The following is a 23,857-nucleotide window of genomic DNA, read 5'->3' as shown; positions in this document are numbered from 1 at the left end:
CTAGCCGGGGGTGACGGTCAGGCCGGGAAGTCCCGCACGGCGCACGGCGATCGAACCGTACGGCGTCCGCAGCCGCAGCCAGCTTCCCGCCGCGAACAGCGCCAGTGCCTCCGGCGGCCGCTGCGCGAGCGCCGTCGACGCACCGTTCGCGCGCGGCTGGGGCACCGCGCCGTTGCCGCCTCGGGTGACGGGGGCCGCCGCTCCGGCCGGGAGCGGCCGGAGGAAGCCCAGCGACTGGGCGGCGTGGACGGCGCGCAGCGGGAGTTCGGTGGCGCCCAACGTGCGGGACCATATCTCCCGCCCGATACGGTCCAGTTCGGCGCGGGTACGCCGGTCCTCGGACAACTCCTCGGTCCGCGCGCGGAATTCACCGACCGCGACGGCGACCGCCGCCCGGACGTCATCGGTGTCCGGCAGGCCCTCCACGCGCTCCCAGCCACCGCGCGGCGGCAGCACACCCGCCCACGGCGGGCCGGTGACGCTCTCGGGGACCGTGACGGTCAGGCCGCGCTCCGGGCCCCCCGCCGACGCCGCGTCGACGGCATCGGCGAGTTGGCCGGCGGAGACGGTGACGTCCAGCTCGTACGGCTCGTCCAGCCGCGCGGTACGGATCGCCAGCACCTCGAACGAGGCGGGGCGCCCGAACACCGCGAGCACGCTCCCGCCTCCCGCCTGGAGCCGGACGGCCGCACGGCGGTCGTAGTGCAGCAGCCGGGCCAGGAAGGCGGCGAGATCCGCTGCCTCCCCGGCGTCGGCGAGACGCAGCGCCGTCATGCGACGACGGCCCCCTCGGAGGCCCCGCCGGCGCTGTCGTCCATGAACTTCTCCAGGAACACGCGCTCCTCGGCGGTGATCCGCCGAGGACGCCCGCGCTCGAGGTCGTAGGGCACGACAGTGGTCGAGGCCCGGACGTACACCTGCTCCTCGTCCTTGATCTCGTACGACACGTTCAGTGACGCCGCGCCGACCTTCGTCACCCACGTCTCGACGATCACCGGCTCGTGCCGGTGGACCAGCGGACGCAGATAGTCGATCTCGTGACGCGCCACCACGGAGCCGCCGGTGAAGGACGGGCTGTCGTCGAGCCGCGCCAGCCGGAACATGAAGTCGATGCGCGCCTCCTCCAGGTAGCGGAGGAAGACCACGTTGTTCACATGGCCGAACGCATCCATGTCGGACCAGCGCAGGGGGCAGGAGTAGACGTGCCGGGCCACGCCGCTCAGCCCCGGGTCAGCTTCTTGTACGTGGCACGGTGCGGACGGGCCGCGTCCGGGCCGAGGCGCTCGATCTTGTTCTTCTCGTACGACTCGAAGTTGCCCTCGAACCAGAACCACTTGGACTCACCCTCGTAGGCGAGGATGTGGGTCGCGACGCGGTCGAGGAACCAGCGGTCGTGGGAGACGACCACGGCGCAGCCGGGGAACTCCAGCAGCGCGTTCTCGAGCGAGGAGAGGGTCTCGACGTCGAGGTCGTTGGTCGGCTCGTCGAGGAGCAGCAGGTTGCCGCCCTGCTTGAGGGTGAGCGCCAGGTTGAGGCGGTTGCGCTCACCGCCGGAGAGGACGCCCGCGGGCTTCTGCTGGTCCGGGCCCTTGAAGCCGAACGCGCTCACGTACGCGCGGGACGGCATCTCGACCTGACCGACGTTGATGTAGTCCAGCTCGTCGGAGACGACGGCCCACAGCGTCTTCTTCGGGTCGATGTTGGCGCGGGTCTGGTCGACGTACGAGATCTTGACCGTGTCGCCGACCTTGATGGAGCCGGAGTCCGCCGTCTCCAGGCCCTGGATCATCTTGAACAGCGTGGTCTTGCCCGCGCCGTTGGGGCCGATGACGCCGACGATGCCGTTACGGGGCAGCGTGAAGGAGAGGTCGTCGATGAGGACCTTCTCGCCGAACGCCTTGGAGAGGTTCTCCACCTCGACCACGACATTGCCCAGGCGCGGGCCCGGGGGGATCTGGATCTCCTCGAAGTCCAGCTTCCGGGTCTTCTCGGCCTCCGCGGCCATCTCCTCGTAGCGGGTCAGACGCGCCTTCGACTTCGCCTGGCGGCCCTTGGCGTTGGAGCGGACCCAGTCCAGCTCCTCCTTCAGGCGCTTGGCGCGCTTGGCGTCCTTCTGGCCCTCGACCTTGAGGCGGGTGGCCTTCTTGTCCAGGTACGTGGAGTAGTTGCCCTCGTAGGGGTGCGCGCGGCCGCGGTCGAGCTCGAGGATCCACTCGGCCACGTTGTCGAGGAAGTAGCGGTCGTGGGTGACGGCGACGACGGTGCCGGGGTACTTCGCGAGGTGCTGCTCCAGCCACTGGACGGACTCGGCGTCCAGGTGGTTGGTGGGCTCGTCGAGGAGCAGCAGGTCGGGGGCCTCGAGCAGCAGCTTGCAGAGCGCGACGCGGCGCTTCTCACCACCGGAGAGGTTGGTGACCGGCCAGTCGCCGGCCGGGCAGCCGAGGGCGTCCATGGCCTGCTCGAGCTGGGTGTCGAGGTCCCAGGCGTTGCGGTGGTCGAGGTCCTCCTGGAGCTTGCCCATCTCCTCGAGCAGCTCGTCGGAGTAGTCGGTCGCCATCTGCTCGGCGATCTCGTTGAACCGCTTGAGCTTGGCGATGGTGTCGCCGACGCCGTCCTGGACGTTCTCCAGCACGGTCTTCGACTCGTCGAGCGGCGGCTCCTGGAGGAGCATGCCGACGCTGTAACCGGGGGTGAGGAAGGCGTCGCCGTTCGACGGCTGCTCGAGCCCCGCCATGATCTTGAGGACCGTGGACTTCCCGGCGCCGTTCGGTCCGACCACGCCGATCTTCGCGCCGGGCAGGAAGCTCAGCGTGACGTCGTCGAGGATCACCTTGTCGCCGTGCGCCTTGCGCGCCTTGCGCATGGTGTAGATGAACTCAGCCAAGAGAAACCGTCCGGCAATCGATGGGTGGGCAGATACAGCCATCTTGCCGTAACGCCCGCGCTGCACGAAAACGAGATCTCCTCGGACCGCCCACCTGGCACGGGATACGGGACGGCGCACGGCGTGCGGGGCGTCGTCGCGCACCTCCGGGGCGGGCGCGGCGGCCTCGAGACGCGGCAGGTCCGGACGGACCGGGTGTATGGGGATGTGTAGGGCGACGAGCTGCCGCGGGCGGACCACCACCGCGTCGTAGAAGGCTACGGCCGCCGGTTCACGTGACGAGCGCCCTCGGCGGGAGAGCTGTGACGCGGGTGGCTGCGGAGACGCAAGGGACCACGGAACGGCCGACCGCGACCGAAGCGATCGCGCCCTCGGAACGCGCGAGAACGCGGGCGCGGGAACACGAGCGCGGGAACACGGGAACACGAGCGCGGGGACGCGAGCGCGTGAGCACGAGCGCGGGACACGGCACGAGAACGCGAGCGCGGGACACGGGGACACGGGAACGCAGGAGCGCGGGCGCGGGAACACGAGCGCGGGGACGCGGAAACGGCGAGGCGCTCCTGACAGCCGCTACGCGCGAGGGCCGGGACCCTGTCCAGGTCCCGGCCCTCACCGTACGAACGGGGCGCTGAGCGCCGGAGGGTCAGTCGTCCGCCGCGTCGGCCTTCCGCTTGCGGAGGAAGAAGACCGTGCCGCCGCCGAGCACGAGGAGCCCGATGGCCACGCCCGCGATCATCGGGGTGGCGTTGCTGCTACCGGTCTCGGCGAGGTCACCGCCACCGGTGGAACCCGCGGAGGAACCGCCGGCCGTGGCCGGGCTCGGCTCGGAGGAGGGCGTGCCGGGCGTCTCGGCGGTCTTGCAGTCGAGAACACCGGAGAAGTTCTTCTCGAACCCGTTCGGACCGGTGATCGTGAAGTCGTAGGACTGGTCTTCCTTCACCGGGACCGTGATCGTCCGGGACTTCCCGGCCTCGACGGTGTGCTCGGTGCCGGCCAGCTCGAAGGTGAACGGCTCGTCGCCCTCGTTGGCGGCCGTGACGTCCACGCCGCCCTTCGCGCAGTTCTTCTCCGCGGACAGCGCCGGGATCGCGCCCTTCTTGGCCCAGTTCGCCGTCGCGGTGGCGCTGACGGTGCTCTCACTGGAACCGGCGAGGATCTGCGTCTGGCTCCTGGTCTGGCTGGCGAAGGCACGGCCGACCGGAACCGTGGTGGTGGCCTGGGCCGTCAGCGACGTCGAGCCGTCGGGGGCTCCGCTCGGTACGTCGAAGAACAGCTCGCCGCCGTTGGCGACACTGGTGACCGGCTTGCCCGCCTTGTCGACGACCTCGACCCCCGACGCCTCGGCGGCCGGGTCCGGGCTCACCGTGACGTTGGCGGCGTCCGTGTGGACGGTGATCGGGCCCAGCCGGTCACCGGACTTGCCCGAGACGGCCGGCGGGTCGAGCGTCAGCGACGCCTTCGGCTCATCGAGGTCCTGGGCCTTCTTCTCCAGGTAGTCGGCGAGCTTCTCGGCGGCCGGGTCGACGGCGTCGACGTGCGCCTCGTCCGAGAACCGCCAGATCGCGACCTGGGTTCCCGCGGCTGCGGTCTTCTCGGTCAGCGTGCCGGAGTCGGCGGCCGCGGCGAGCTTGCTGAGGTCGTTCACCTGCGGGTAGGAGTTCTGCAGGATCCAGCGGATCTTGCCCGCGTCGGCGTTGTCGTGCAGCGACGTGGCCGACCAGGGCTTCTCCTGGTACTGCGCCTTGCTCTGCGTCGGGTTGTGAATGTCGATGCAGTACGTCTGGAGCGTGCCACCGCCGTCGACGGTCATCTCGAAGAGACCGGCGCCGACCTCCTGCTTGCCGCCCTCGTCGGTGATGACCGCCTGGTCGAAGGTCTTGAGACCGTCGAGGGTGGCGGTCGCGCCGCCGGAAATCGGCGTGACGTCGTCAGCCGCAGCCGGGCCCGCGGCGGCTATCACACCCGCCGCGACGAGGCCGGAGGCCACGACCGCGGCGGCGAGGCGGGCGGAGCCACGCCTGCGTACAGAAAACATGGATTCCCCTCCGGCGAGGCGACGTTGGGGGGAAGAAACGCCCCGCAAGCGAACTCAAGTGCCCCCGTGAGCACGGTCGGATCCTAAGGAGAAAGCGCAACACCGTCCCCACCAATCCCATGCGATAACCGATCCGAATCGGAATCGTTATCGCTCAGGCCGTATCTGACCTGGGATTATCGACATAACCGCACTCCAAACCCGGGTGATTCAGGGCCAGTTCGGCAACACAGGCATTGCGGTAGCAGCACTCCCACAGTCGGCGAAGCGGACCGTCAGCAGGTGCTGCGGCCACCTATCCGGCCCGTCAGCGCCGGGTCGGCGTCGGAGACCGGACGGAACACGGCGGTCCCGTGCGTCAGGTCGTGTCCCACGGCCGTCGCCTCGATCTCCGCGGAGAGGCGCGGCCTGCCGTCGCACCACTCCTCACGGACCGTCAGTGCGCCATGGACGAGGAGAGGTTCGCCCGTCGTCACGGACGTGGCCACATTGGCGGCCAGCGACCGTGCGGCCCACACGGTGTAGAAGCTGGTGTGCCCGCCGGTCCGTCCCGTGCGTGGGCCCTCCCATGCGCGGCCGGTCGACGCCGCCAGCCGGAACCGCGCCACGGGGACGCCCTCACCCGTCTCGGACAACTGCACCGGTGTCGCGGCCCTGCCCACCACCGTCAGCACGGTCGCGGAGCCAACTGCCGCCGCCCCGGCCACCGCTGAGCCGCCCGCCCCGCTCCCGTTCCTCTTCCTCACGTCCGCCCCCGGCCCCGTACACATGCCTGCCCCCGTCGCTCGTTCCGTTCCTCGTGGCGACCATGCTGCACGCGATCGAGCGCGGCCGCTGAGGGCTGTGGACGGGGACCGTCCTGTGGACAACTCCGTCACCGGGACGGGTGAGGGGCGAGGCATGCAAGGGCTTGCCCGCCCGGGGCGGTTCGGGGGAGGCGGGTACCCGGCGCGGCGTCGTGCACCTCAACAGTCCAGCCGGAGGCAGAGTTTCCTGCCTCCGGCTGAGATCCCCTCCCGGTCGCGGTCCGGCCGGTCGCACTCCGGCCGGACCGCCGTCCCGCCTACAGCAGGGTGGTGTGCGAGGGGCCGCCCGCAGCGACCAGGTACTGGTCCCGCAGCTCCCGGTACCGCAGCAGCTCCGCCGCCACCGGTTCCAGCACCCGGGCCCGCCCGCACGACGCCGCCGCGCCGCGCAACCGCCGCTCGGCGTCCTGGCCGTACCGCCGCGCGGGCCCGCGGGCCGCCGCCCGGCAGCACCACGCCAGCGCCGGACCGCCGACCACACCGATGCCCATCAGCACCGCGGGAAGGATCCAGCTGTTGCCCGGCCCGCCCACCACGGACGCCACCAGCCAGAGCGCGCACAGGACCTGGACCGCGAGCAGCAGGCCCTGCAGCGTCGACGCGATGCGCCACCAGCCCGGCCCCGCAGGCCGCGCCGTACCGGCCGCCTGCGCCGCTGCCGCCTGGTCGAGGGCGTCCGGGAGTCGCGTACCGCCGCGGGCCGCGGCCTCCCGCACCGACTGGGCCCAGGCGTCGGGAAGTCCGGCCGAGGCTTCATCGGTCAGCGTGCGCACGGCCTGTTCGACGATCGCGCGTGCCGTGCTCGGCACCGGCAGCGCGGCCTCGTCCCCGGCTTCACCGGCCACCCGCTCTCCCGGCACCGCCTGTGCGGGCGGCGGCAGCATCTCGTCGCCCGCCGTTGTGGCGTCGGACGGGGCGGCGCCCTTGGCGCGGCCGCCGAGGCGGAACCGGGACTTCGCCCCGCCCCTCCCCGGCTCCGGCACCGAGACCGAACCCGGCGCCGAGACCGACTCCGCAGTGCGCTTCGCCTCGTACCGGCGCCGCATGTGGGCCGAGGGCGCACCGCAGGCCAGTTCGGCGTAGCGCAGCCATTCGCGCTCGGCCGCCTGTCCCGCCGCCACCGCGCCGACCGCGTCGGCCAGCCGGTCCTCGAAGTCCGCCCGCGCCTGCTCGGTGAGCCCGGGGCGGCCCTTGGCCATGTAGACCGAGCGCAGCCGTTCGGCCGCGCCGTCGACGTCGGCGATCAGTCTGCGCTCGGCCGCGCCGCCCTCGGAGACGAACTGGCCCAGTCTCCGGCGCAGTTCACCGACCCCTTCGCCCGTCAGGGCGGAGATGGGCAGCACGGTCGCCCCGGGTTCGCCGTGCTCGCCCAGCGCCAGTCCGTCCTCGTCGAGCAGCCGGCGCAGGTCGTCCAGCACCTGGTCGGTGGCGTCGCCGGGCAGCCGGTCCACCTGGTTCAGGACGACGAACGTGACCTCGGAGTACCCGGCGAGCGGCCGCAGATAGCGCTCGTGCAGCACCGCGTCCGCGTACTTCTCCGGGTCGACGACCCACACCACCGCGTCGACGAGCCCGAGCAGCCGGTCGACCTGCTCGCGCCGCCCGGCCACGGCCGAGTCGTGGTCGGGCAGGTCGATGAGGACGAGCCCGCGGAGCCCCGTGTCGTGGATGCGCTGCGGGCGGCGGCGCAGCCGGGGCGGGATGCCGAGCCGGTCCAGCAGACCGTCCGCCCCCTCGGCCCACGTGCAGGCCATGGGCGAGGAGGTGGTGGGCCGCCGGACGCCCGCCTCCGAAAGAATCGTTCCGGCGAGGGCGTTGAAGAGCGTCGACTTGCCGCTGCCCGAGGCGCCCGCGATGGCGACGACCGTGTGCCCCAGGGAGAGGCGGTGGCGGGCGGCTGCCTCGTCAAGGACGCGGGAGGGCTCGGCGAGCGCCCCCGGTTCGAGACGGGCGCGCGAGAGCCCGACGAGTTCCCGCAGGGCCTCCAGCCGCTGACGCAGCCCGCGGCCGAACCCGCTGCGGGACGGCGCCGTGGGCGTGCTCGGCGCAAGCGCCGTCGCCACGCGCGGGGGTGCTTGCTCCCGGGGGCCCAGGCGGGGTGCGGTGTCGGTCTCCCACAGGGGCGGTCCGGCCTCCGGTCGCCGTGCCGCCCGGTAGTACGCGGCGTCGGCGTCGTCGCGGGCCCTGCGGGCGATGAGTCCGTCGTCCCACTCCCCCACCGCTTCGGCGTCGGGGTCGTCGTGAGGCGTGGGCTCCTCCGCGTGCGCCGGGCCGTTCTCGGGGGCGCGCCGCGGCTCCTCGTCGGCCGTGGGTCCGTCGGGGGCCGGAGCGTACGCGTCGTCACCACCGGGACCCGAGGGGGCGGAACCGCCCGGACCGTACGCGGCATGGCCGTCGGAGGCGTACTCGGCGGCGGGGCGGCCGGGGCCGTACGCGGGTGCGTGCCCGTCCCGGTGTGCGGGGACCTGCCCGGTCTCCGTACGGGTCGCCTGGTCCTGGGAGTCGTGGTGCGGCCGCCACCCGTCCGTGGCCTCGGCACGCTCGGCACGGTCCTCGACCGCACCGGGTCCATCGGGCACGCCGCCTCCATAGGAGCCGCCGGAACCACCGGGACCGTAGGCGTTGCCGGAACCAGCGGGACCGTAGGAGGCGCCGGGACCACCGCGACCGTAGGAGCCGTGACTCCCGTAGGAGCCGCCGTTCCCATAGGCGTCCTCGTAGGCGCTGCCGCGCCCGTACGGCGCCGGCTCCGGCTCGTACGCGCTGCCCGGCTCGTACCCGCTGCTGCCCGGCCCGTAGGGGTCCTGGGCCTCGTAGGGGCGCTCCGTGTCCTCGCGCGGCGGAAGACCCGCCCACTGCGCGGTCGGACGGTCGGGGGCGGGGGCGGACTCGGATCCGGACGGGTGGCGGGACTCGCCGGGGCGATCGGTTGCGGCGGAGGTCACCGCGGTCACCTCTCCTTCTGCAGTACGGACAGCGCGGCGATCAGAGAGGCCTGCTGTTCGGGGGTGACGTCGAGGGCGTCCAAGGGAGCCAGCCGACGGTCGCGTTCGCCGCCCAGAACCTCGTCCAGGCACTCGGCGAGCAGTTCCCCTCCGCGATCCCGCAGGCGCACGGCACCCTGCGCGCCGAGGGAGTCGGCGAGGTTCTCGCCGGCGACCCGGCCTCGGTCCCCGCCGAGCAGCACCGCCGCCAGGAGGACGGCGGTCCGGTCCGCGTCGACGGTCGCCGGACGTTCCAGGGCGCGGATCTCCTCGTCGACCAGTTCTTCGAGACAGCGTCGCCAGCGGCGTACGGCGACCCCGATGCGCGCCGCGGATCCTTCGGTGCGCGTGCTGCCGGGCTCGTACGCCTGCGCGCCCATCCGGTCGGCGTGCCAGGCCTGTTCGGTCCGCTCGTCGGCGCCCGCGACGGCGCAGCACAGGAGGGCGGTCAGGCTGTCGGCGAGGGCGTCGAGGAACTCCGCCGCACCGCTGTCCTGCGGGTAACCGCGCCAGCGCGTCAGGGCGTTGCCCGCGAGAACGCTGCCCGCGGCGACGTCACGGCGGACCCGCTCACCGGCTCCCGCGTACGCCTCCTCCACGCAGTGCGCGAGCCGCAGCGCGGCCGCGTGCTGGGCGGCGGCGGCACCGGCGAGCGCCGGCAGACGGACGTTCAGGGAGGCGAGCACGCCGCGCGCGGTGCGGGCCACGGCGGCCGAACGGGCCCCCGTGTCCTGGGCATGGCGCACGAGCCACTCGCGGAGCGGGGCGACGGCGCTGCCGGGGAGCAGCCCGCTGCCCACGCCGGTGGACTCGGGCAGTTCGGGGATGGTGAAGCGGGGTACGTCGTCGAGCCCGGCCTTGTCCAGCAGGGCGCCGTACTGCCGGGAGACGTCGGCGACGACCTGGTGGGGCACGCGGTCCAGAACGGTGACCAGCGTGACGTCGTACTCCTTGGCCGTGCGCAGCAGGTGCCAGGGCACCGCATCGGCGTAGCGGGTCGCGGTGGTGACCATGACCCAGATGTCGGCGGCACAGATCAGCTCGGCGGCGAGTTCGCGGTTGCGCGAGACGAGGGAGTCGATGTCCGGGGCGTCGAGGAGGGCGAGGCCCGGCGGAAGGCTGTTGACGGTCTCGATGCGCAGGGAGGGCGGCCCGTTGCGGGGCCCGCGGCGCGCGTGCTCGTCGTCGTACGACTCGTAGGCGTCGTACGGGTCGTAGGCGCCGCCGCTTCCGTGGCCCTTGCCGTCCCCCTTGCCCGCCGTCGCGGCGTGGACCGGGGTCCACACGCGCGTGAAGCCGGGCAGGACGCGCTGGCCCGCGAACCAGTGGTGGTCATCCGGATGGCAGACGAGCACCGGGGTGCGGGTCGTGGGACGCAGCACGCCGGCGGCGCTGACCTGGCGGCCGGCGAGGGAGTTGACGAGCGTCGACTTGCCGGCGCCGGTCGAGCCGCCGATGACGGTGACGAGGGGCGCGTCGGGGGCGTGCAGCCGGGGGATCAGGTAGTCCTCGAGCTGCGCGAGGAGTTCGGCCCGGTCGCGCCGCGCCCGCGCGGCACCCGGCAGGGCGAGCGGAAAGCGCGCGGCGGCGACACGGTCGCGCAGTGCGGACAGTGCTTCGAGCATCTGGGGCCGTACGTCCAAGGTCGCCACATGCGAAGAATGCCCAATTTTGGAGCCTTTTTGAAGCGTATGCTTACCTCTGCGCGCCACCGCGTCCCGACCGGAGCAACGCGGTACGTGTGTGGCGCCCGAGGCTCAGGCATAACGAGTGCACAACAGCAGGCGTCCGGAGCGCGAAAAGCGGTGCAGGATTCGTATCTGCCTGCGATTATCGGACTGCTTCACCGAACCTCCACATCGTGTCACGGAGGTGAAGCAACCGGGACGAGGCGTAGGGAGCCCTATCCTTGTCCAGGCCAATCCGGCCACCACACCCGGCCCCCGTAGCTCAGTGGATAGAGCAGGCGCCTTCTAAGCGCTTGGCCGCAGGTTCGAGTCCTGCCGGGGGCGCCACCGAACAGCCCTCCCTCCCGGAGGGCTTTTGTGCTGGTCGGAGGGGGTCCGGCCGAGCGCCGGGCGGGATCTGCGAGTGCGCGAGCGCGGCACGGCGCCCCAGGCCCGCCCTCGATCGACCACGACGGTTCCCGGACACGGCCGGCCGTCGAGGAACCAACCGTGGCCGTGGCGGGTGAGCCTGACGCTCGCATCCCCGGTCACGCGGCACCGCCCACCACCGAGCACGCATCGTTGTCGTCCAAGGCGGCCGGCGCCGGGCCTGTACAGCCTGACAACTCCCGAACGACCGCGCATATGGTGCGTCAGTGGCATCTGCTCGCGGGCGCGTTGGGTGGCCGGGGTCCAGGGTGCCGTACGGGGACGGCTCAACAGGCCCAGGGCGTCCGGCATTTCCTGCCATGGGGCGCCGTAGCGTTCGGGGCGTCATGTGGCAGTCTCGGCGTTCAGGGCGAAGGGGAGACATGGCGGGGGAATGGCGTCGTTCGCGGCGGTGGGGTTACGGCGCGTGCGCGTGGGCGGTCGGATTTGCCGGGCTGCACTACTACTGGGCCCTGGGCGGCGATGTCGGGCTGAGCGTTTCCGCGGGGCCCGAGCTGGCCGCTCACCGGCCCGTGTGGTTCGTCGTCACCGGCCTCTGGGGCGTCGGGACGCTCTGCGTCCTCGGGGGCGCGCTCGGTCTCGTGCTGGCGCTCGGGCGGCCGCGAAGCCCTCTGGTGCGCGCGGCCGTCGGCGGTCTCGGGTGGGCGGTGGCCGCCGTCCTGTCCGTCCGGGGCGTCCTGGTCGAGGTGCTGCTGCTGACCGACCTCACCGGCCTCGACGCCGACATCGGCCCGGGTCAGCGCTTCTGGACGCTGGCGCTCTGGAACCCCTGGTTCGTCGCCGGTGGCATCACCTTCGCCCTGGCCGCACTCGCCTTTCGCGCCTCCGGCAGAGCCCGGCCCGGCTCGCCGGAGGCGCTGCGCCCCTGATCCCCGCCGCAGGCCGGACACCGCAGCAGGACCGGCCGGCGGCCCGGGTTCACATCTCCAGATCCGCGAACAGCGCCCCGTGGTCGGACGCCTGCGTGGCCTTCGACGTGACCGTCTCGAAGGACTTGAACGTGTGGGGCGCCCAGATTCCGCGGCGTTCGACGTCCACCGCCTGCACCCGGTCGAAGAGGTCCGGCGAGAACATCAGGTAGTCGATCTTCTGCTTCAGCGACTGGCCTGTCCCGTACGTGCCGGGGGCTCCCGTGTAGCTGGGGTGGCTCATCGCGTCCTGGAGGCCTGCGTCCAGCAGGAGTTCGAGCGGATCGCTGTCGGGCGTGTCGTTGAGGTCTCCGGCGACCACGACCCGGGCGGAACGTTCGAGGGCGGCCTCGTAGATCGCCTTGACCCGCTTGGCCTGCATCTTCCGCTTGGCCGCGCTCTCGGCCGGATTGCCGAAGCCCTTGCTCTTGAAGTGGTTGCCGAGAATCCACAGCGGCTTCCCGTCGGCCAGTTCGACTTCGAATTCCGGGCAGTCGCGGCTGAAGATCGTGCGACCGGACACGGTGTCGAAGATGTGCGAGCGGACGCACTCGACGGGCCTGCGGCTGAACAGGCCGACGTCGATGCCGCGGCTGTCGTTGCCGTCGATCAGCATGTTGAACGGGTAGCTCTTTGCGCCCATCACGTCCTTGAGGACCTGCTCGTTGAAGCGGTCCAGGGCGAGACGGTCCTCGACCTCGACCGTGAGCAGGATGTCCGCGTCGACCTCGGCGATCAGGCGGCCGGTGTTCTGTACGGCGTCCCAGTTCAGGTCGTCACGGACCATCTCGGCCCAACCGACCCAGTTCTGCCGCCCCTTGGCGACGATCTCGATGGCGCCGCCCTGTTTGACCTTGAAGAGCTTGGCGCCACCGCGCGTCTCGTTCACCACGAAGGGGCGCGTCCTGGACCGGGAGTTGTGGACGTCGTACTTCTCGAGGATCCCGGTGATGGTCTCCTTGTCCTCGGCCGTGTAGGTCTCGTGGTCGAGGACGGAGACGAGGGCGGCGAAGTCCTGCAGGACCTCCCGCCGCTCCGCCTGGTCCTCGAGCGCGAACACCCGGGGACGGCGGAAGAGGTTCTCGGCGTTGAAGGTGGCGATGCGGAGTGTCATGGCGCCTCCTCACGCGGCGCAGAATTCACGCGGCCGACGGGTCAGGCGCCGCCGAGTCACTGCTCGCCGACACTTCAATTCTCCGAGCCTCGCCGCCCTCTGTCCACCGGAGAGAACCGGAGAGAGGGGTCCGCCGTCCCGGCCGGGACGGCGGACGTGTCACCTCCCGGACTACGCCTGCCGCGCTCCCGTCCGCTCCCGCGCGCATTCCGACACCGCGGCGGCCAACGGGGTCTCGCCCTGCGCCAGTTCCAGGGTCAGGCCCCGGGTCGACGGGGTGTCGAGGAGCGCGACGAGGACCGTGGCCGTGTCGTCGCGGGTGACGTCCCCCGGGCCGCGTTCCGCCGTGAGGCGGACCGCGCCCGTGCCGGGCTCGTTCGTCAGGGCCGCCGGGCGGAGGATCGTCCAGTCGAGGTCCTGGGACGCCACGTACGTGTCCGCCGCCGTCTTGGCGCGGACGTACGCGACGCCGGTCTCGTCCAGTCCGGCGCGCGGTTCGCTGCCCGCGCCCCGGGTCGAGACCATCACGTAGCGGCGTACGCCCGCCCGTACCGCGGCGTCGGCCAGCAGGACGGCGGCCGCGCGGTCCACGGTGTCCTTGCGCGCGGCGCCGCTGCCCGGCCCCGCGCCCGCGGCGAAGACCACGGCGTCCGCGTCTTTCAGATGGGCCGCGACCTCCTCGGTCGTGGCCGCCTCCAGGTCGCACACCACCGGTTCCACGCCTGCCGCACGCAGGTCGTCGATGTGAGCGGGGTTGCGGATCAGGCCGACGGCCGTGTCGCCGCGGCCGCTCAGCAGCCGTCCCAGGCGCAGGGCGATCTGTCCGTGGCCTCCGGCGATCACGACGCGCACGGGCACTCCTCGATGTCACGCACCGGTTCTCCTCCAACGGGTCGGTGTCGTACGGCGGTTGCGTTCCGGCGGTACGGCCGTCGCGAGAGCCTCCCACCCGGCTCTCGCAACGGCCGCCGGTGCAAGTACGTCATGACGAAGGCGTCATGACGGGGCGTCACGGGCGGACCATGACCTTCAGCGCGCGGCGCTCGTCCATGGCCGCGTAGCCCTCGGGCACCCCGTCCAGGCCGACCGTCAGGTCGAAGACCGGCGAGGCGTCCAGGCGTCCGGCCAGGACGTCCGGGAGCAGTTCGGGGATGTACGCGCGCGCCGGTGCCACGCCGCCGCACAGCGCGACATTGCGGCCGAACATCTGCCCGATGTCGACGCCGGCGCTCCCCCCGTGCGGGACCCCCACGAAGCCGACCGCGCCCCCGTCGCGGGCGACGGATATCGCCGTACGCATCGATTCCTCCGTGCCGACGGCCTCCAGCACGGCGTGCGCCCCGGTGCCGCCGGTCAGCTCGCGCACGGCGGCGACCGCCTCCTCGCCGCGCTCGGGCACCACGTCCGTGGCGCCGAACTCCCGGGCGATCGCGGTGCGTTCGGTGTGCCGGCCGAGGGCGATGATCCGCTCGGCGCCCAGGCGGCGGGCGGCGAGCACCCCGCACAGTCCGACCGCCCCGTCACCGACGACCGCGACGGTGGCGCCCGGCCGGACCCGCGCCGCGACCGCCGCGTGGTGCCCGGTGGACAGCACGTCCGTCAGGGCGAGGACGGCGGGGACCAGCGTCTCGTCCAGGTCGTGGGGCAGGCGTACGAGCGTCCCGTCCGCGTACGGCACCCGCACGGCCTCGCCCTGGCCGCCGTCCGACCCCGGCTCCCCCCAGAAGCCCCCCTCCGGGCAGGACGTGTGCAGGCCCTCGGTGCAGAAGCCGCAGGAGCCGTCCGACCAGACGAAGGGCGCCAGCACCCGGTCTCCGGCGCGGAACCCGGTGACCTCCGGCCCGGCCTCCTCGACGACGCCGAGGAACTCGTGCCCGATGCGCTGACCGGGCTGCCGCTCCGCGACACCGCGGTACGCCCACAGGTCGCTGCCGCAGATGCAGGCGTGCGTCACGCGCACCACGGCGTCGGTCGGCCGCTCGATCCGCGGGTCGGGTACCTCTGCGACCCGCAGGTCCTTGGGGCCATGGATGACGGTGGCGCGCACGTATGCTCCAGGGGAATGCCAGTTCGGGCTGTACTCGCGCAGCCTGCACCGCCCCCGGACCTCGCGTCCAGCTACATGAACTTCAACAGCGTTTAAGCTGTTCTAATGCTTGATGTCCGGCGCCTGGTCCTGCTGCGCGATCTGGCCGAGTACGGCACGGTCACCGCCGTCGCCGAGCTCCACGGCGTCACCGCCTCCGCCGTCTCCCAGCAGCTCAAGCAGCTCGAAGCAGAGACGGGCGTCCCGCTGGTGCTCCGCGAGGGCCGCGGGATCCGGCTCACGTCCGCGGGCCAGGGGCTCGTGGAGGACGCGGAAGCCGTCCTGGCCGCCCTGGAACGCGCCCATGCCCGGCTGACGCGACCGGCCGCGGAGCCGGTCGGGCCCGTACGCGTCTCCTGCTTCACCAGTGCCATGTCCCCCTTGATCGCACCCCTGTTGGAGACCCTGGCGCACCGCCACCCCGGACTGACGCCGCACATCACCGAGGCCGAGCCGGAGGGCAGCCTTCCGGCGCTGCGGCAGCGACGGACCGATGTAGCCGTCGTCTACCGCTACACACACCTGGGCACGACCGCTCCGCAGGGGTTCGACACCCACCACCTGCTCACCGACCCCCTGCTGGTCGTCCTTCCCGCGTCCCACCCCGCCTCCGCCAGGCGGGACGGTACCGAGCCGCTGGCCCTCGCGTCCCTGGCAAAGACCCCGTGGATCACCGCCGCCGAAGGCACCGCCTGCCACGACGCGACCCTCTTCGCCTGCCGCCACGCCGGCTTCACGCCGCAGGTGCGGCACACCTGCTCGGGTTTCGCCGCGATGCTCACACTCGCCGCCACCGGCGCCGGGGCGGTGCTCGTCCCCGGCCTGGCCGCCACGGCGCTGCCGCCCGGCCTGGTCGCCCGCCCCGTCGACACCCCCGGGCTGACCCGCACGATCGAGGCGGCTGTCCGGCGCGGTACGGGTGACCGGCCCGCCGTCGCCGCCTGCCTCGACGCCCTGGGGGCGGCGGGCGCCACGAGCTGAGCACGGTACCCGGGCCTGGCGCCGAAGAGGGCCCGCATCCCGCGTTCCTGTGATCCCCGCACGTCCTCTCGGGGCCGCGGCGCTCCGGCGGGCCCGCACCGGAACTGAGTACGCCCGCCCGTAGCGGCACGCATCCCCGCCTTGTTGGCTGCCCGTGTAACGCCTCCGCCGTCCCGCGCCAAGAGGTGAGGAAAGGCACCGAACGACAGGGAGACGAGATGCGACATCCACCGGGCGACTACGACACGTCGCGGATCGGTGAGGATCCGGAGGTCTTCGAGGCGTTCTACCGCGACCATGTGCAGGCCGTGCTGCGCTACGCGACCCGGCGCACCCGGGATCCGCACGCCGCCGCCGATCTGGTGGCCGACGTCTTCGTCGCCGCGATAGCGGGAGCCCACGGATACCGGGCCGAGTACGGCAGCCCGGCGGCATGGCTGCACGGCATCGCCCGTAACGTCGTCGCCTCCGAGAACCGGCGAGCCGCCCGCGCCCGGTCCGCCGAGAGCCGCATCGCCGGCCGCCGGCTGCTGGAGAGCGAGGACATCGCGCGGCTGGAGGAACGGATCGACGCCGAACGGGCCTGCCGCGGTCTGCTGGAGCAGATCGCGGCCCTGCCTCCCGGCCAGCGTGAACTGCTCGAACTCGTGGCGGTCGACGGCCTGTCCGTCGCCGAGGCCGCCTCGGTGCTCGGCATCAACGCGGTGACGGCGCGCGTCCGGCTGCACCGCGCCCGCCAGGCCGTACGCAATGCCCCCGCCCCGTCCGTCGACGGGGACTCCGCTTCATCCCATCGGTCGCTGTTGGAGGCCTCATGAACACCGGACGCTTCGAGGAGCGGCTGCTGCAGGAGCTCAAGGCCCGAATCGAGCACCCGCCCTTGCACAGCGACGCCCCTGAGGACACCGGCGTCGCGGAGAGCGTGGTCCTCGGGCCCGCGGAACGGCGCGTGCGCGGACGGGGACGCGCGGTGCAGGTCGGGCTGGCCGCGGGGGTCGCGGTCGCCATGGTGGCCACCGCGTTCGTCATCGGGCAGAACGGGCCGGACGGTTCGGGTGACGCCGTCGCCGGCTCCCGTGCGGACGGCGGGGGTTCGCAGTCACGCATCGTCAACGCCGCCTACACGGTGGAGCGCAAGAAGACGGGCATCGTCAAGCTGACCATCGAGGACCCCTCCGGCAAGCCGGACATCGAAGGGATGCGGAAGGACCTGGAGAGCATGGGCGTGCGCGCTCGCGTGTACGTGGGCGACCCCGCATGCCCGTCCCCGCGGCCCCCCACACACCCGAGCGGGGATCCCGACGCGACGGAGGAGCCGACCACGGAACCGACGGGTGGGCCGACGGGGGAGCCCACCACGGAACCGACAGGCGAGCCGAGCGGGGAGCCGACGGGGGATGTCACCGTGAAGCCCACGGCGCCCGCCTCCGAGGGCAAGAGGTTCGATATGTGGGGCGACGGCAAGTCGTACTGGATCGGCAAGCAGAACGGAAAGCTCGTGGCCTTGGTCATGCCGGACCGGATCCCCAAGGGCACCACCCTGACCTTCGGTTTCCCGCTCGCCAAGACGGACCCCGAGCACGGCCTGAGCATCTGGCAGGTCGGGCTCGCACCGGGTGACGGACCGGACTGCCTGCCGGCGCTGCCCCCGGGTGCCGTGGTCCACAACCCGTAGGGCCTGAACTCAAAGGCCTGAACCGTAAGGCAGGCATCCTCGCGGGGCCTCACGTCCCGCTCCGCCTCCGGTGGTCCCGTACCCCGGCCCCCGGATCCCTCCCGGCGGTCCTCGTCCCCGCCCGGGCGAGGACCGCCGGAGAGGCGCGTCGGGCCCCGCCCAGGCTGCTCACTCTCCGCACCCGCCCCACCGCAATCCGCGAAGGGGCCGGGCTACTCCCCGGTGTTCCGTCGCGCCCGTCCGCTCCGGTCTAGCGTGGATGGAGGGGGCAGCCGACGGCACACGGCCACGGCGCGCGAAGGGGCGGCGGTGCGATGGCGAAGGTGCGGATGCGCGGAGGCGAACTGCCGGGCCGTTCGGACGAGCTGCGCTTCCTGGAGACGGCGATCGCGTCCGCCGCGTCGGGAGTCGGGCAGGCCGTGCTGGTGGAGGGGGAACCGGGCATCGGCAAGACCGCGCTGCTCGAAGCGGCCGTCGGCCGCGCGCGGGAGTCCGGCTTCCGCGTCCTGGAGGGTGCGGGCGAGGAACTGGAGCGCCGCGTACCGTTCTCCGCGATCGCCCGGTGCCTCGACACGGGGACACCCGGGCGGCTGGACGGGCAGGCCCGCGCGCTCGCCCGGCTCGTACGCCGCGAGGGAGAGTCCGCGGCCGGCCGTTCGCCGGGGGCGGACTTCGCCACGGCCGAGGCCGTCCTGGGCCTGCTGGACGAGTGGTGCACGGCTGGCCCCGTGGCCCTGGTGGTCGACGACCTGCACTGGGCGGACAGCGGAACGCTCCTGCTGCTGCACCGCCTCGGCAAGTCGCTGGGAACCGTTCCGCTGCTGGTCGTCTGCGCGAGCCGCCCCGTGCCGGGCGAGGAGCTGGACCGGCTGCGGCGCAGCCTGACGACCAGCGGCGCGCAGGGGGTCACCGTCGGTCCGCTGGACGAGAAGGCGGTGGGCGAGCTGGCGGAGGAGCTGCTCGGCGCCCCCGCCGGGCCGGGGCTGCGCAAGCTGCTCGGCGGCGCGGCGGGCAACCCGCTCTTCGTCACCGAGATCGTCGCCGCGCTGCAGCGGGACGAGGCGATCGTGGCGTCCGGGGGCACGGCCGACGTCAGTGGGGGCGACGCGCCCGCCACGCTGCCCTCGGCGATCGTGGGACGGCTGGACTGGGTCTCCCCCAAAGGGCAGGAGATCCTGCGTGCCGGTTCCATCCTCGGATCCGCGTTCACGGTCGTCGAACTGTCCGCGGTGACGGGCATTTCGCCCGCCCGGCTGGTCGAACCGATCCTGGAGTTCGTACGCAACGGAGTCCTGACGGAACAGGGCGAACGGCTCGTCTTCCGCCACGACTTGATCCGCCAGGCGCTGTACGACGGCGTTCCGGCGCGTACCGCCTCCCACGCGGCGGTCGCCCGTGCCCTGGCCCGCGGCGGTTCGGCCGTCGAGCGGGTCGCCGAACATCTGCTGCTGGGGGCCGGGGCGGGCGAGGACACCCTGCCCGACTGGGTCCTCGACAACGCCCAGGCCCTCACCGTCCGCGCGCCGGGTCTCGCCGTCGAACTGCTGCAGGCGACCCTCGCCGGGACGGCTCCGGACGATCCGCGCATCCCCCGGCTGCGGGTCCAGCTGGTGTCCGGCCTCCTGTGGACGGGACGCGCTCCCGAGGCCGAACGCCTCGCCGAGGAGGCGCTGGCGGACACCCAGGACCCGGCGCGGAAACGGGAGTTGCTGGCGCTGCTCGGCCAGGCGTGCATGGCCCGGGGGCGGCCCGGCCTCGGCGCGCAGCGGGCGCGCGAGGCGCTGGCGACGGGCGGGCTGAGCACCGCGGAGACACTGCGGCTCGAGGCGTTCCTCGCCATCTCCCTGCTCCACGCCCGCGACATGGACCGGGCCGCGGACCTGGCGGAGCGCGTACGGGCCGAGGCCGGGGAGCTGCAGCAGGTGGCCCCGCTGGTGGACGCGCTCCATCCGCTGGCGGCCGTCGCGCAGTTGCGCGGACTGCCCCAGGTGGCCCTGGAGGACTCGGACCAGGGGCTGCGGATCGCCCGTTCCGAACCCGTGCACAGCGACCGGGTCATCGCCCTGCACACGACGCGTGCCTTCAGCCTGATGAGTCTGGACCGCTCGGGAGAGGCCGAGGAGGCCATGGAGTCCGCCCGGCGGCTCGCGGAGCGGAAGGGCAGTGTGCTGCTGGGTTTCTGCGAGGTCGGCCGGAGCCTGTTCATGTTCCACAGCGGGCAGTGGGACGACGCGCTGGCGGTGCTCGACTCGGGGCGGGATCTCCCCGGTTTCCTGGGCGTACCGCGGGCGGTGGACGGGCTGGCCGCGCTCATCGCGGCGCTCCGCGGCGACATCGACAGGGCCCGGGAGCGCCTGGAGGCGGCGGACCGTGCGGTGCGGACGCCCACCACGCCGGTACACGAGTATCTGCCGCGCTGGGCGGGGCAGGTCCTGCAGGAGGCGGACGGCCGTCCGCGGGAGGCATTCGAGGATCTGCTGGACGGCTGGGAGCACGGCTTCGGGGCGATGGGCGGCGCCGGACTGACCTTCCGGGCGGCCGACCTCGTACGGCTGGCGCTCGCGCTCGGCGAACGCGGCGTGGCGCGCGACGTCGCGGCCTTCGAGCAGCGGCTGGCGGACACGGAGGGCTCGGCCCCGGGGACCCGTGCGATCGCGCTGCACTGCCAGGGCCTGGTGGACGGCGATCCGCTGCTGATGGCTCAGGCGTCCGGGCACTACGAGCGCACGCCGCGGCTGCTGTCACGCGCCCAGTACCACGAGGACTGCGCGGCCGTTCTGGCCGGGGCGGGACGGGTGAACGAGGCGCGTACGGAGCTCGACCGGGCCTTCGGTCTCTACTCCCTCCTCCAGGCCGATCGGTGCGTGGCGCAGGCCGAGGCGCGGCTCGCCGCGGCGGGTGTGGTGCGCGCCCGGCGCAGCCGCCCGCCCCGTCCCAGCAGCGGCTGGGCGTCCCTGACCGCGACGGAGCGCACGGTGGCCGCGCTGGTGGGCCAGGGGCTGTCGAACACGGCGATCGGGACGCAGCTCTTCGTCTCACGGAGGACCGTGCAGTCCCATGTGTCGATCATCCTGCGCAAGCTCGAGCTGACGTCGCGGGTGGAGATCGCGGTCGAAGTGGCGCGCCACGTCTGACCGTTCGGAGTGGGTCCGGCGGCTCGGCCCGTACGCATCATGGGCGCCGTTCGCGCCACCGTACGGGCGCCCGTACGGTCAGCGCTGCCGTGTCACGGCCGTCGCCAGTTCGACGCGCGAGGTGAGCCCGAGCTTCGCGAGGATGCTGGAGACATGTGACTGCACGGTCCGCCGCGAGATGAACATCCGGGCCGCGATGGCCGGGTTGGACAGTCCTTCCGCGACCAGCGCCGCGATCTTGTGCTCCGTGTCGGTGAGCGCCTCCCAGCCGCTGGCCGGCCGCCGGCGGCGGTCGGTGCGGCGCTTGGGCAGGCCGGCCGCTTCCAGGCGTTCCTCCGCGCACGTGGCGCACCAGTCGGCCCGCATCTGGGCGTAGACGTCGAGGGCCCGGTCGAGTTCGGTACGGGCCTCCTCCAGGCGTCCGGCGCCGGCGAGCACGGCGGCGACGTCCTCGTAGTACTGCCCGCGCGAGAGCAGCCAGGGCGTCTCCCGGTAGTAGTCCGCGGCCTCGGCGAGGGTGCCGAGGTCCCGGTCGGCGAGCCCCCGGCAGTGGGAGATGATCGCGCGGGCACGCGGTGTGGTGCGCTCGGCGTCGTCGATCCGCTCCGCCTCCTCGATGACCTCGTGCGCCGTGGCGGTGTCGCCGACGTCCAGGGCGAGCCGTACGAGGTCGGCGGCCCGGAAGAGCAGCCCGACGCCCTGGACCGGGCCGAAGCCGCGCCGCCAGCCCTCCAGCAGATCGGCGAGCGCCTCCTCCTTGCGGCCCTGCGACTCCAGCCGCAACTCGTGCCCCCAGCGCGGCAGATACTCCACGTAGGGGGTGGTGGTGGAGGACGAGGTGGCGGAATCGGCGGCCGCGAGGCGTTCGTCGGCGGCCGCGAAGTCCCCTCGGAATCCGGCGATCAGGGCCATCAGGCCGTGAATCGCACGGGGCGTGCTGAGGTGGTCGGGGAGTTCGATGCCGACCTGCGCCTCGGCGAGGGCGTCGTCCCAGCGTCCGGCGTGGAACATGAAGGAGGCGCGGCTGGCGTGGCACAGGGTCAGCAGCATGCCGCCGCTGCGCTCACCGAGTTGGAGGCCGGCGGCGATGGACTGGTGGGCCTCCGCCGTCCGGTCGAGTTCGAACAGGCTCCGCCCCCGGATGATGTAGAGGCCGATCAGGCTGTGGGCCGGTACGGCCTGCCCCGGTGCGTTCCGCAGGGCCTGGTCGGCCGCCTCGATGGCCTCGCGGTAGTTGCCGTGGAACATCCGCACGATCGCGATCGTCAGCAGGGAGTCGACCATCGCGTGGTACTCCCCGTACCGCACGGAGTCGGCGCGTACCTCCTGCGCGATGGCGAGCGCCCGGTCGAGCTGGCCGAAGCGGAACAGGCAGGTGGAGAGGAACGCCTGGTAGCGGCGGGTCTCGGGGGGCGACAGCGTCCCGGAGTCCAGGGCGTCCCTGGCCCGCTGGACGGCGAGGTCGGGCCGGCCGACGGCGACGTCCGCCTGGGCGAGGACCCAGAGCAGTTCGCTGCGCTGCGCCGCGTCGGAAAGGTGCGGAAGGGCTTCCTCGGCCTGCGGCTGCACCTCGGCGGCGCGCGCGGACCACAACAGGGCCGAGGCCAGCAGGATTTCGAGGCGTCCGGCCCGCTCGGTGTCCGGGTCCGTGCCGTGCAGGGTCTGCCGGAGCAGTTCGACGGAGAGGGAGGGCGCGCGGAGCGTGAGCGCCGCGGCGTGGTCGGCGACCCAGTCGACGACCGCGTCACCGCCGGTCGCCGCGCTGCCGCCCCCATCGGTGTCCGCGCCCATCAGCAGATGCTCGGCGACACGCTCCACGGGCGCGCCGCTGCGGGCGAGGGCCCGGCCGACGGCGCTGTGGGAGGCGGCCCGCGCGGGGATCGCCTCGTACAGGGCCTGGCGGATCAAGTCGTGGCGGAACACCAGGCGTTCGCCCTGTTCCCGCAGCAGGCCGTACCGGACGACCTCCATGACCGAGTCGACCAGGTCCGCCGCCGGCTTGCCGGTCACCGTCGACAGCTCCGGCACCGTGAAGCCGGAGCCGAGCAGGGACGCCGTCCGCAGCACCTCCAGGCCCTCCGGCGACACCCAGTCCAGCCGGCCGATGATCGCGGAGGCCAGAGAGGCGGGGACGTCGGCCGAGTCCGCCTCCACCGTGCCCTGGGCGATACGGATCGCCCGCTCCCGCTCCAGCGCCCCGACGATCTCGGTGACGAACAGCGGGTTCCCCGTCGCGTCGTGCAGCAGGCGGCGCAGCTCCGGGCCGGCGGGCGCACCGAGCAGACCGCGCACGATCTGGGAGACCGCGTGCTCACCCAGCGGTCCGACTTCGATCAGGGCCGCGCCGCGGCCGATCAGGCTGTGGCGGAGCTGATCGAGTTCCGTGCCCGCCGCGGCGGGGCGGAAGGCGGTGATCAGCACCAGGGGCATGCTGTGCAGAGCCTTGCCGAGCTGGTGGAGCAGGACGAGCGTTCCGTTGTCCGCCCACTGGAGATCGTCGATCAGCAGGGCGACGGGGCCGGTGGACGACCAGTCGTCGAGCAGGGCGAGGATCGCCTCAACGGTGGCGAAGTCCGCCTCGAGTCCGGGGATGACGTCGGGTCGGCCCTCTCCGCGTATCTGCCCGGCCAGGGCGCGCAGTTGGGGGTCGGCCCACGCGGTGTCGATGCCCAGACACCGCCCGATCGAGGCGAACGGCACGCGTTGTTCCAGCTCCTCCGCCGCGCCGTGGAGCACGCGCATGCCGCTCTCCCGGGCAGCGGCGGCGGCCGCCTGGAGCAGCGCCGTCTTGCCGATGCCCGGCTCGCCCTCCAGGAGGACGGCCTGGCCGAGCCCCGAGGACGCCCGGGTGACGGCGGTGTCGAGCTCCCGCATCTCCTGGGAACGCCCTGCCAGTCCGGTTGTTGCCACACTCATGCGTCGCCCACCGATCTGTACCCGGTGTGCCGGGCACCGCCGCCCCTTCACCGACCGAGCGTCGCCCCGGCACCCCCCGAATCATCATAAGACTCCCACTTTACTGACGTTTCGCTCATACCCTCACTTAGCTCACACACGGTTACAGATCGACTACTGCGGGGTCCGTAACGGGAGTTGTCATAGGGTTTGTAAGTGAATGCGAGGTATCGCA

The 23,857-nt window shown here is 72.8% G+C and carries 16 protein-coding genes and 1 tRNA gene; 6 read left to right on the top strand and 11 right to left on the bottom strand.

The genetic code is table 11. The annotated features are described in order from the left end of the window. The 7 genes from ABZ822_RS09820 to ABZ822_RS09790 form a co-directional block, all read right to left on the bottom strand. On the bottom strand, positions 1-774 hold the full coding sequence (locus tag ABZ822_RS09820) for a hypothetical protein (protein WP_360849663.1): 774 nt from the start codon (positions 772-774) through the stop codon (positions 1-3). Next, positions 771-1,214 (bottom strand): thioesterase family protein, encoded by a 444-nt coding sequence (locus ABZ822_RS09815; RefSeq protein WP_360849661.1) that lies wholly within the window; start codon positions 1,212-1,214, stop codon positions 771-773. Before ABZ822_RS09815 ends, ABZ822_RS09820 begins: the two co-directional genes overlap by 4 nt. A 5-nt stretch (positions 1,215-1,219) precedes the next feature. Next, complete coding sequence (ettA, locus tag ABZ822_RS09810) at positions 1,220-2,884, bottom strand: energy-dependent translational throttle protein EttA (protein ID WP_360849658.1); 1,665 nt, start codon at positions 2,882-2,884, stop codon at positions 1,220-1,222. Positions 2,885-3,530: 646 nt separating this feature from the next. Beyond that, positions 3,531-4,922, bottom strand: a complete 1,392-nt coding sequence (locus ABZ822_RS09805) for a Cys-Gln thioester bond-forming surface protein (protein WP_360849655.1) — start codon at positions 4,920-4,922, stop codon at positions 3,531-3,533. 275 nt (positions 4,923-5,197) lie between these two features. After that, positions 5,198-5,668, bottom strand: coding sequence for a single-stranded DNA-binding protein (locus ABZ822_RS09800; RefSeq protein WP_360849652.1), 471 nt, complete (start codon positions 5,666-5,668; stop codon positions 5,198-5,200). A gap of 317 nt (positions 5,669-5,985) precedes the next feature. Beyond that, positions 5,986-8,673: a GTPase gene (locus ABZ822_RS09795; RefSeq protein ID WP_360849649.1), complete on the bottom strand. Its 2,688-nt coding sequence runs from the start codon at positions 8,671-8,673 to the stop codon at positions 5,986-5,988. 5 nt (positions 8,674-8,678) lie between these two features. Beyond that, on the bottom strand, positions 8,679-10,355 hold the full coding sequence (locus ABZ822_RS09790) for a dynamin family protein (RefSeq protein WP_360850458.1): 1,677 nt from the start codon (positions 10,353-10,355) through the stop codon (positions 8,679-8,681). 296 nt (positions 10,356-10,651) lie between these two features. Between ABZ822_RS09790 and ABZ822_RS09785 the strand changes: the two genes are divergently transcribed. Next, positions 10,652-10,727: transfer RNA gene (locus ABZ822_RS09785), tRNA-Arg, on the top strand. 464 nt (positions 10,728-11,191) lie between these two features. Continuing rightward, positions 11,192-11,698 carry a DUF3995 domain-containing protein gene (locus ABZ822_RS09780; protein ID WP_360849646.1) on the top strand — a complete coding sequence of 169 codons (507 nt, stop codon included), beginning with the start codon at positions 11,192-11,194 and terminating at the stop codon, positions 11,696-11,698. A 49-nt stretch (positions 11,699-11,747) separates the two neighbouring features. On the opposite strand, the gene ABZ822_RS09775 is transcribed toward ABZ822_RS09780, so the two are convergent. The 3 genes from ABZ822_RS09775 to ABZ822_RS09765 form a co-directional block, all read right to left on the bottom strand. Then, positions 11,748-12,851, bottom strand: a complete 1,104-nt coding sequence (locus tag ABZ822_RS09775; protein ID WP_360849643.1) for an endonuclease/exonuclease/phosphatase family protein — start codon at positions 12,849-12,851, stop codon at positions 11,748-11,750. 171 nt (positions 12,852-13,022) lie between these two features. Continuing rightward, the gene (locus ABZ822_RS09770; RefSeq protein ID WP_360849640.1) at positions 13,023-13,703 is read right to left on the bottom strand and encodes an NAD(P)H-binding protein; all 681 of its coding nucleotides are present in this window, start codon (positions 13,701-13,703) and stop codon (positions 13,023-13,025) included. Positions 13,704-13,860: 157 nt separating this feature from the next. Then, positions 13,861-14,898 carry a zinc-dependent alcohol dehydrogenase family protein gene (locus ABZ822_RS09765; RefSeq protein ID WP_360849637.1) on the bottom strand — a complete coding sequence of 346 codons (1,038 nt, stop codon included), beginning with the start codon at positions 14,896-14,898 and terminating at the stop codon, positions 13,861-13,863. 105 nt (positions 14,899-15,003) lie between these two features. Between ABZ822_RS09765 and ABZ822_RS09760 the strand changes: the two genes are divergently transcribed. The 4 genes from ABZ822_RS09760 (at position 15,004) to ABZ822_RS09745 (ending at position 20,727) form a co-directional block, all read left to right on the top strand. Continuing rightward, positions 15,004-15,918 carry a LysR family transcriptional regulator gene (locus ABZ822_RS09760; RefSeq protein WP_360849634.1) on the top strand — a complete coding sequence of 305 codons (915 nt, stop codon included), beginning with the start codon at positions 15,004-15,006 and terminating at the stop codon, positions 15,916-15,918. A 218-nt stretch (positions 15,919-16,136) separates the two neighbouring features. Continuing rightward, on the top strand, positions 16,137-16,736 hold the full coding sequence (locus ABZ822_RS09755; RefSeq protein ID WP_360849631.1) for an RNA polymerase sigma factor: 600 nt from the start codon (positions 16,137-16,139) through the stop codon (positions 16,734-16,736). After that, positions 16,733-17,593 (top strand): PT domain-containing protein, encoded by an 861-nt coding sequence (locus ABZ822_RS09750; RefSeq protein ID WP_360849628.1) that lies wholly within the window; start codon positions 16,733-16,735, stop codon positions 17,591-17,593. Before ABZ822_RS09755 ends, ABZ822_RS09750 begins: the two co-directional genes overlap by 4 nt. Positions 17,594-17,907: 314 nt before the next feature. Continuing rightward, positions 17,908-20,727 carry an AAA family ATPase gene (locus ABZ822_RS09745; RefSeq protein ID WP_360849625.1) on the top strand — a complete coding sequence of 940 codons (2,820 nt, stop codon included), beginning with the start codon at positions 17,908-17,910 and terminating at the stop codon, positions 20,725-20,727. A 78-nt stretch (positions 20,728-20,805) separates the two neighbouring features. Here the strand turns inward: ABZ822_RS09745 and ABZ822_RS09740 are convergent, their stop codons facing one another. Beyond that, the gene (locus ABZ822_RS09740; RefSeq protein ID WP_360849622.1) at positions 20,806-23,643 is read right to left on the bottom strand and encodes an AAA family ATPase; all 2,838 of its coding nucleotides are present in this window, start codon (positions 23,641-23,643) and stop codon (positions 20,806-20,808) included. Positions 23,644-23,857 lie beyond the last annotated feature (214 nt).

The organism is Streptomyces sp. NPDC047108 (assembly GCF_040643575.1).
In the GTDB taxonomy this organism is placed as follows: domain Bacteria; phylum Actinomycetota; class Actinomycetes; order Streptomycetales; family Streptomycetaceae; genus Streptomyces.
Note: the sequence above shows the minus strand (reverse complement) of the source record. Positions and strands in the feature narration are given on the sequence as shown.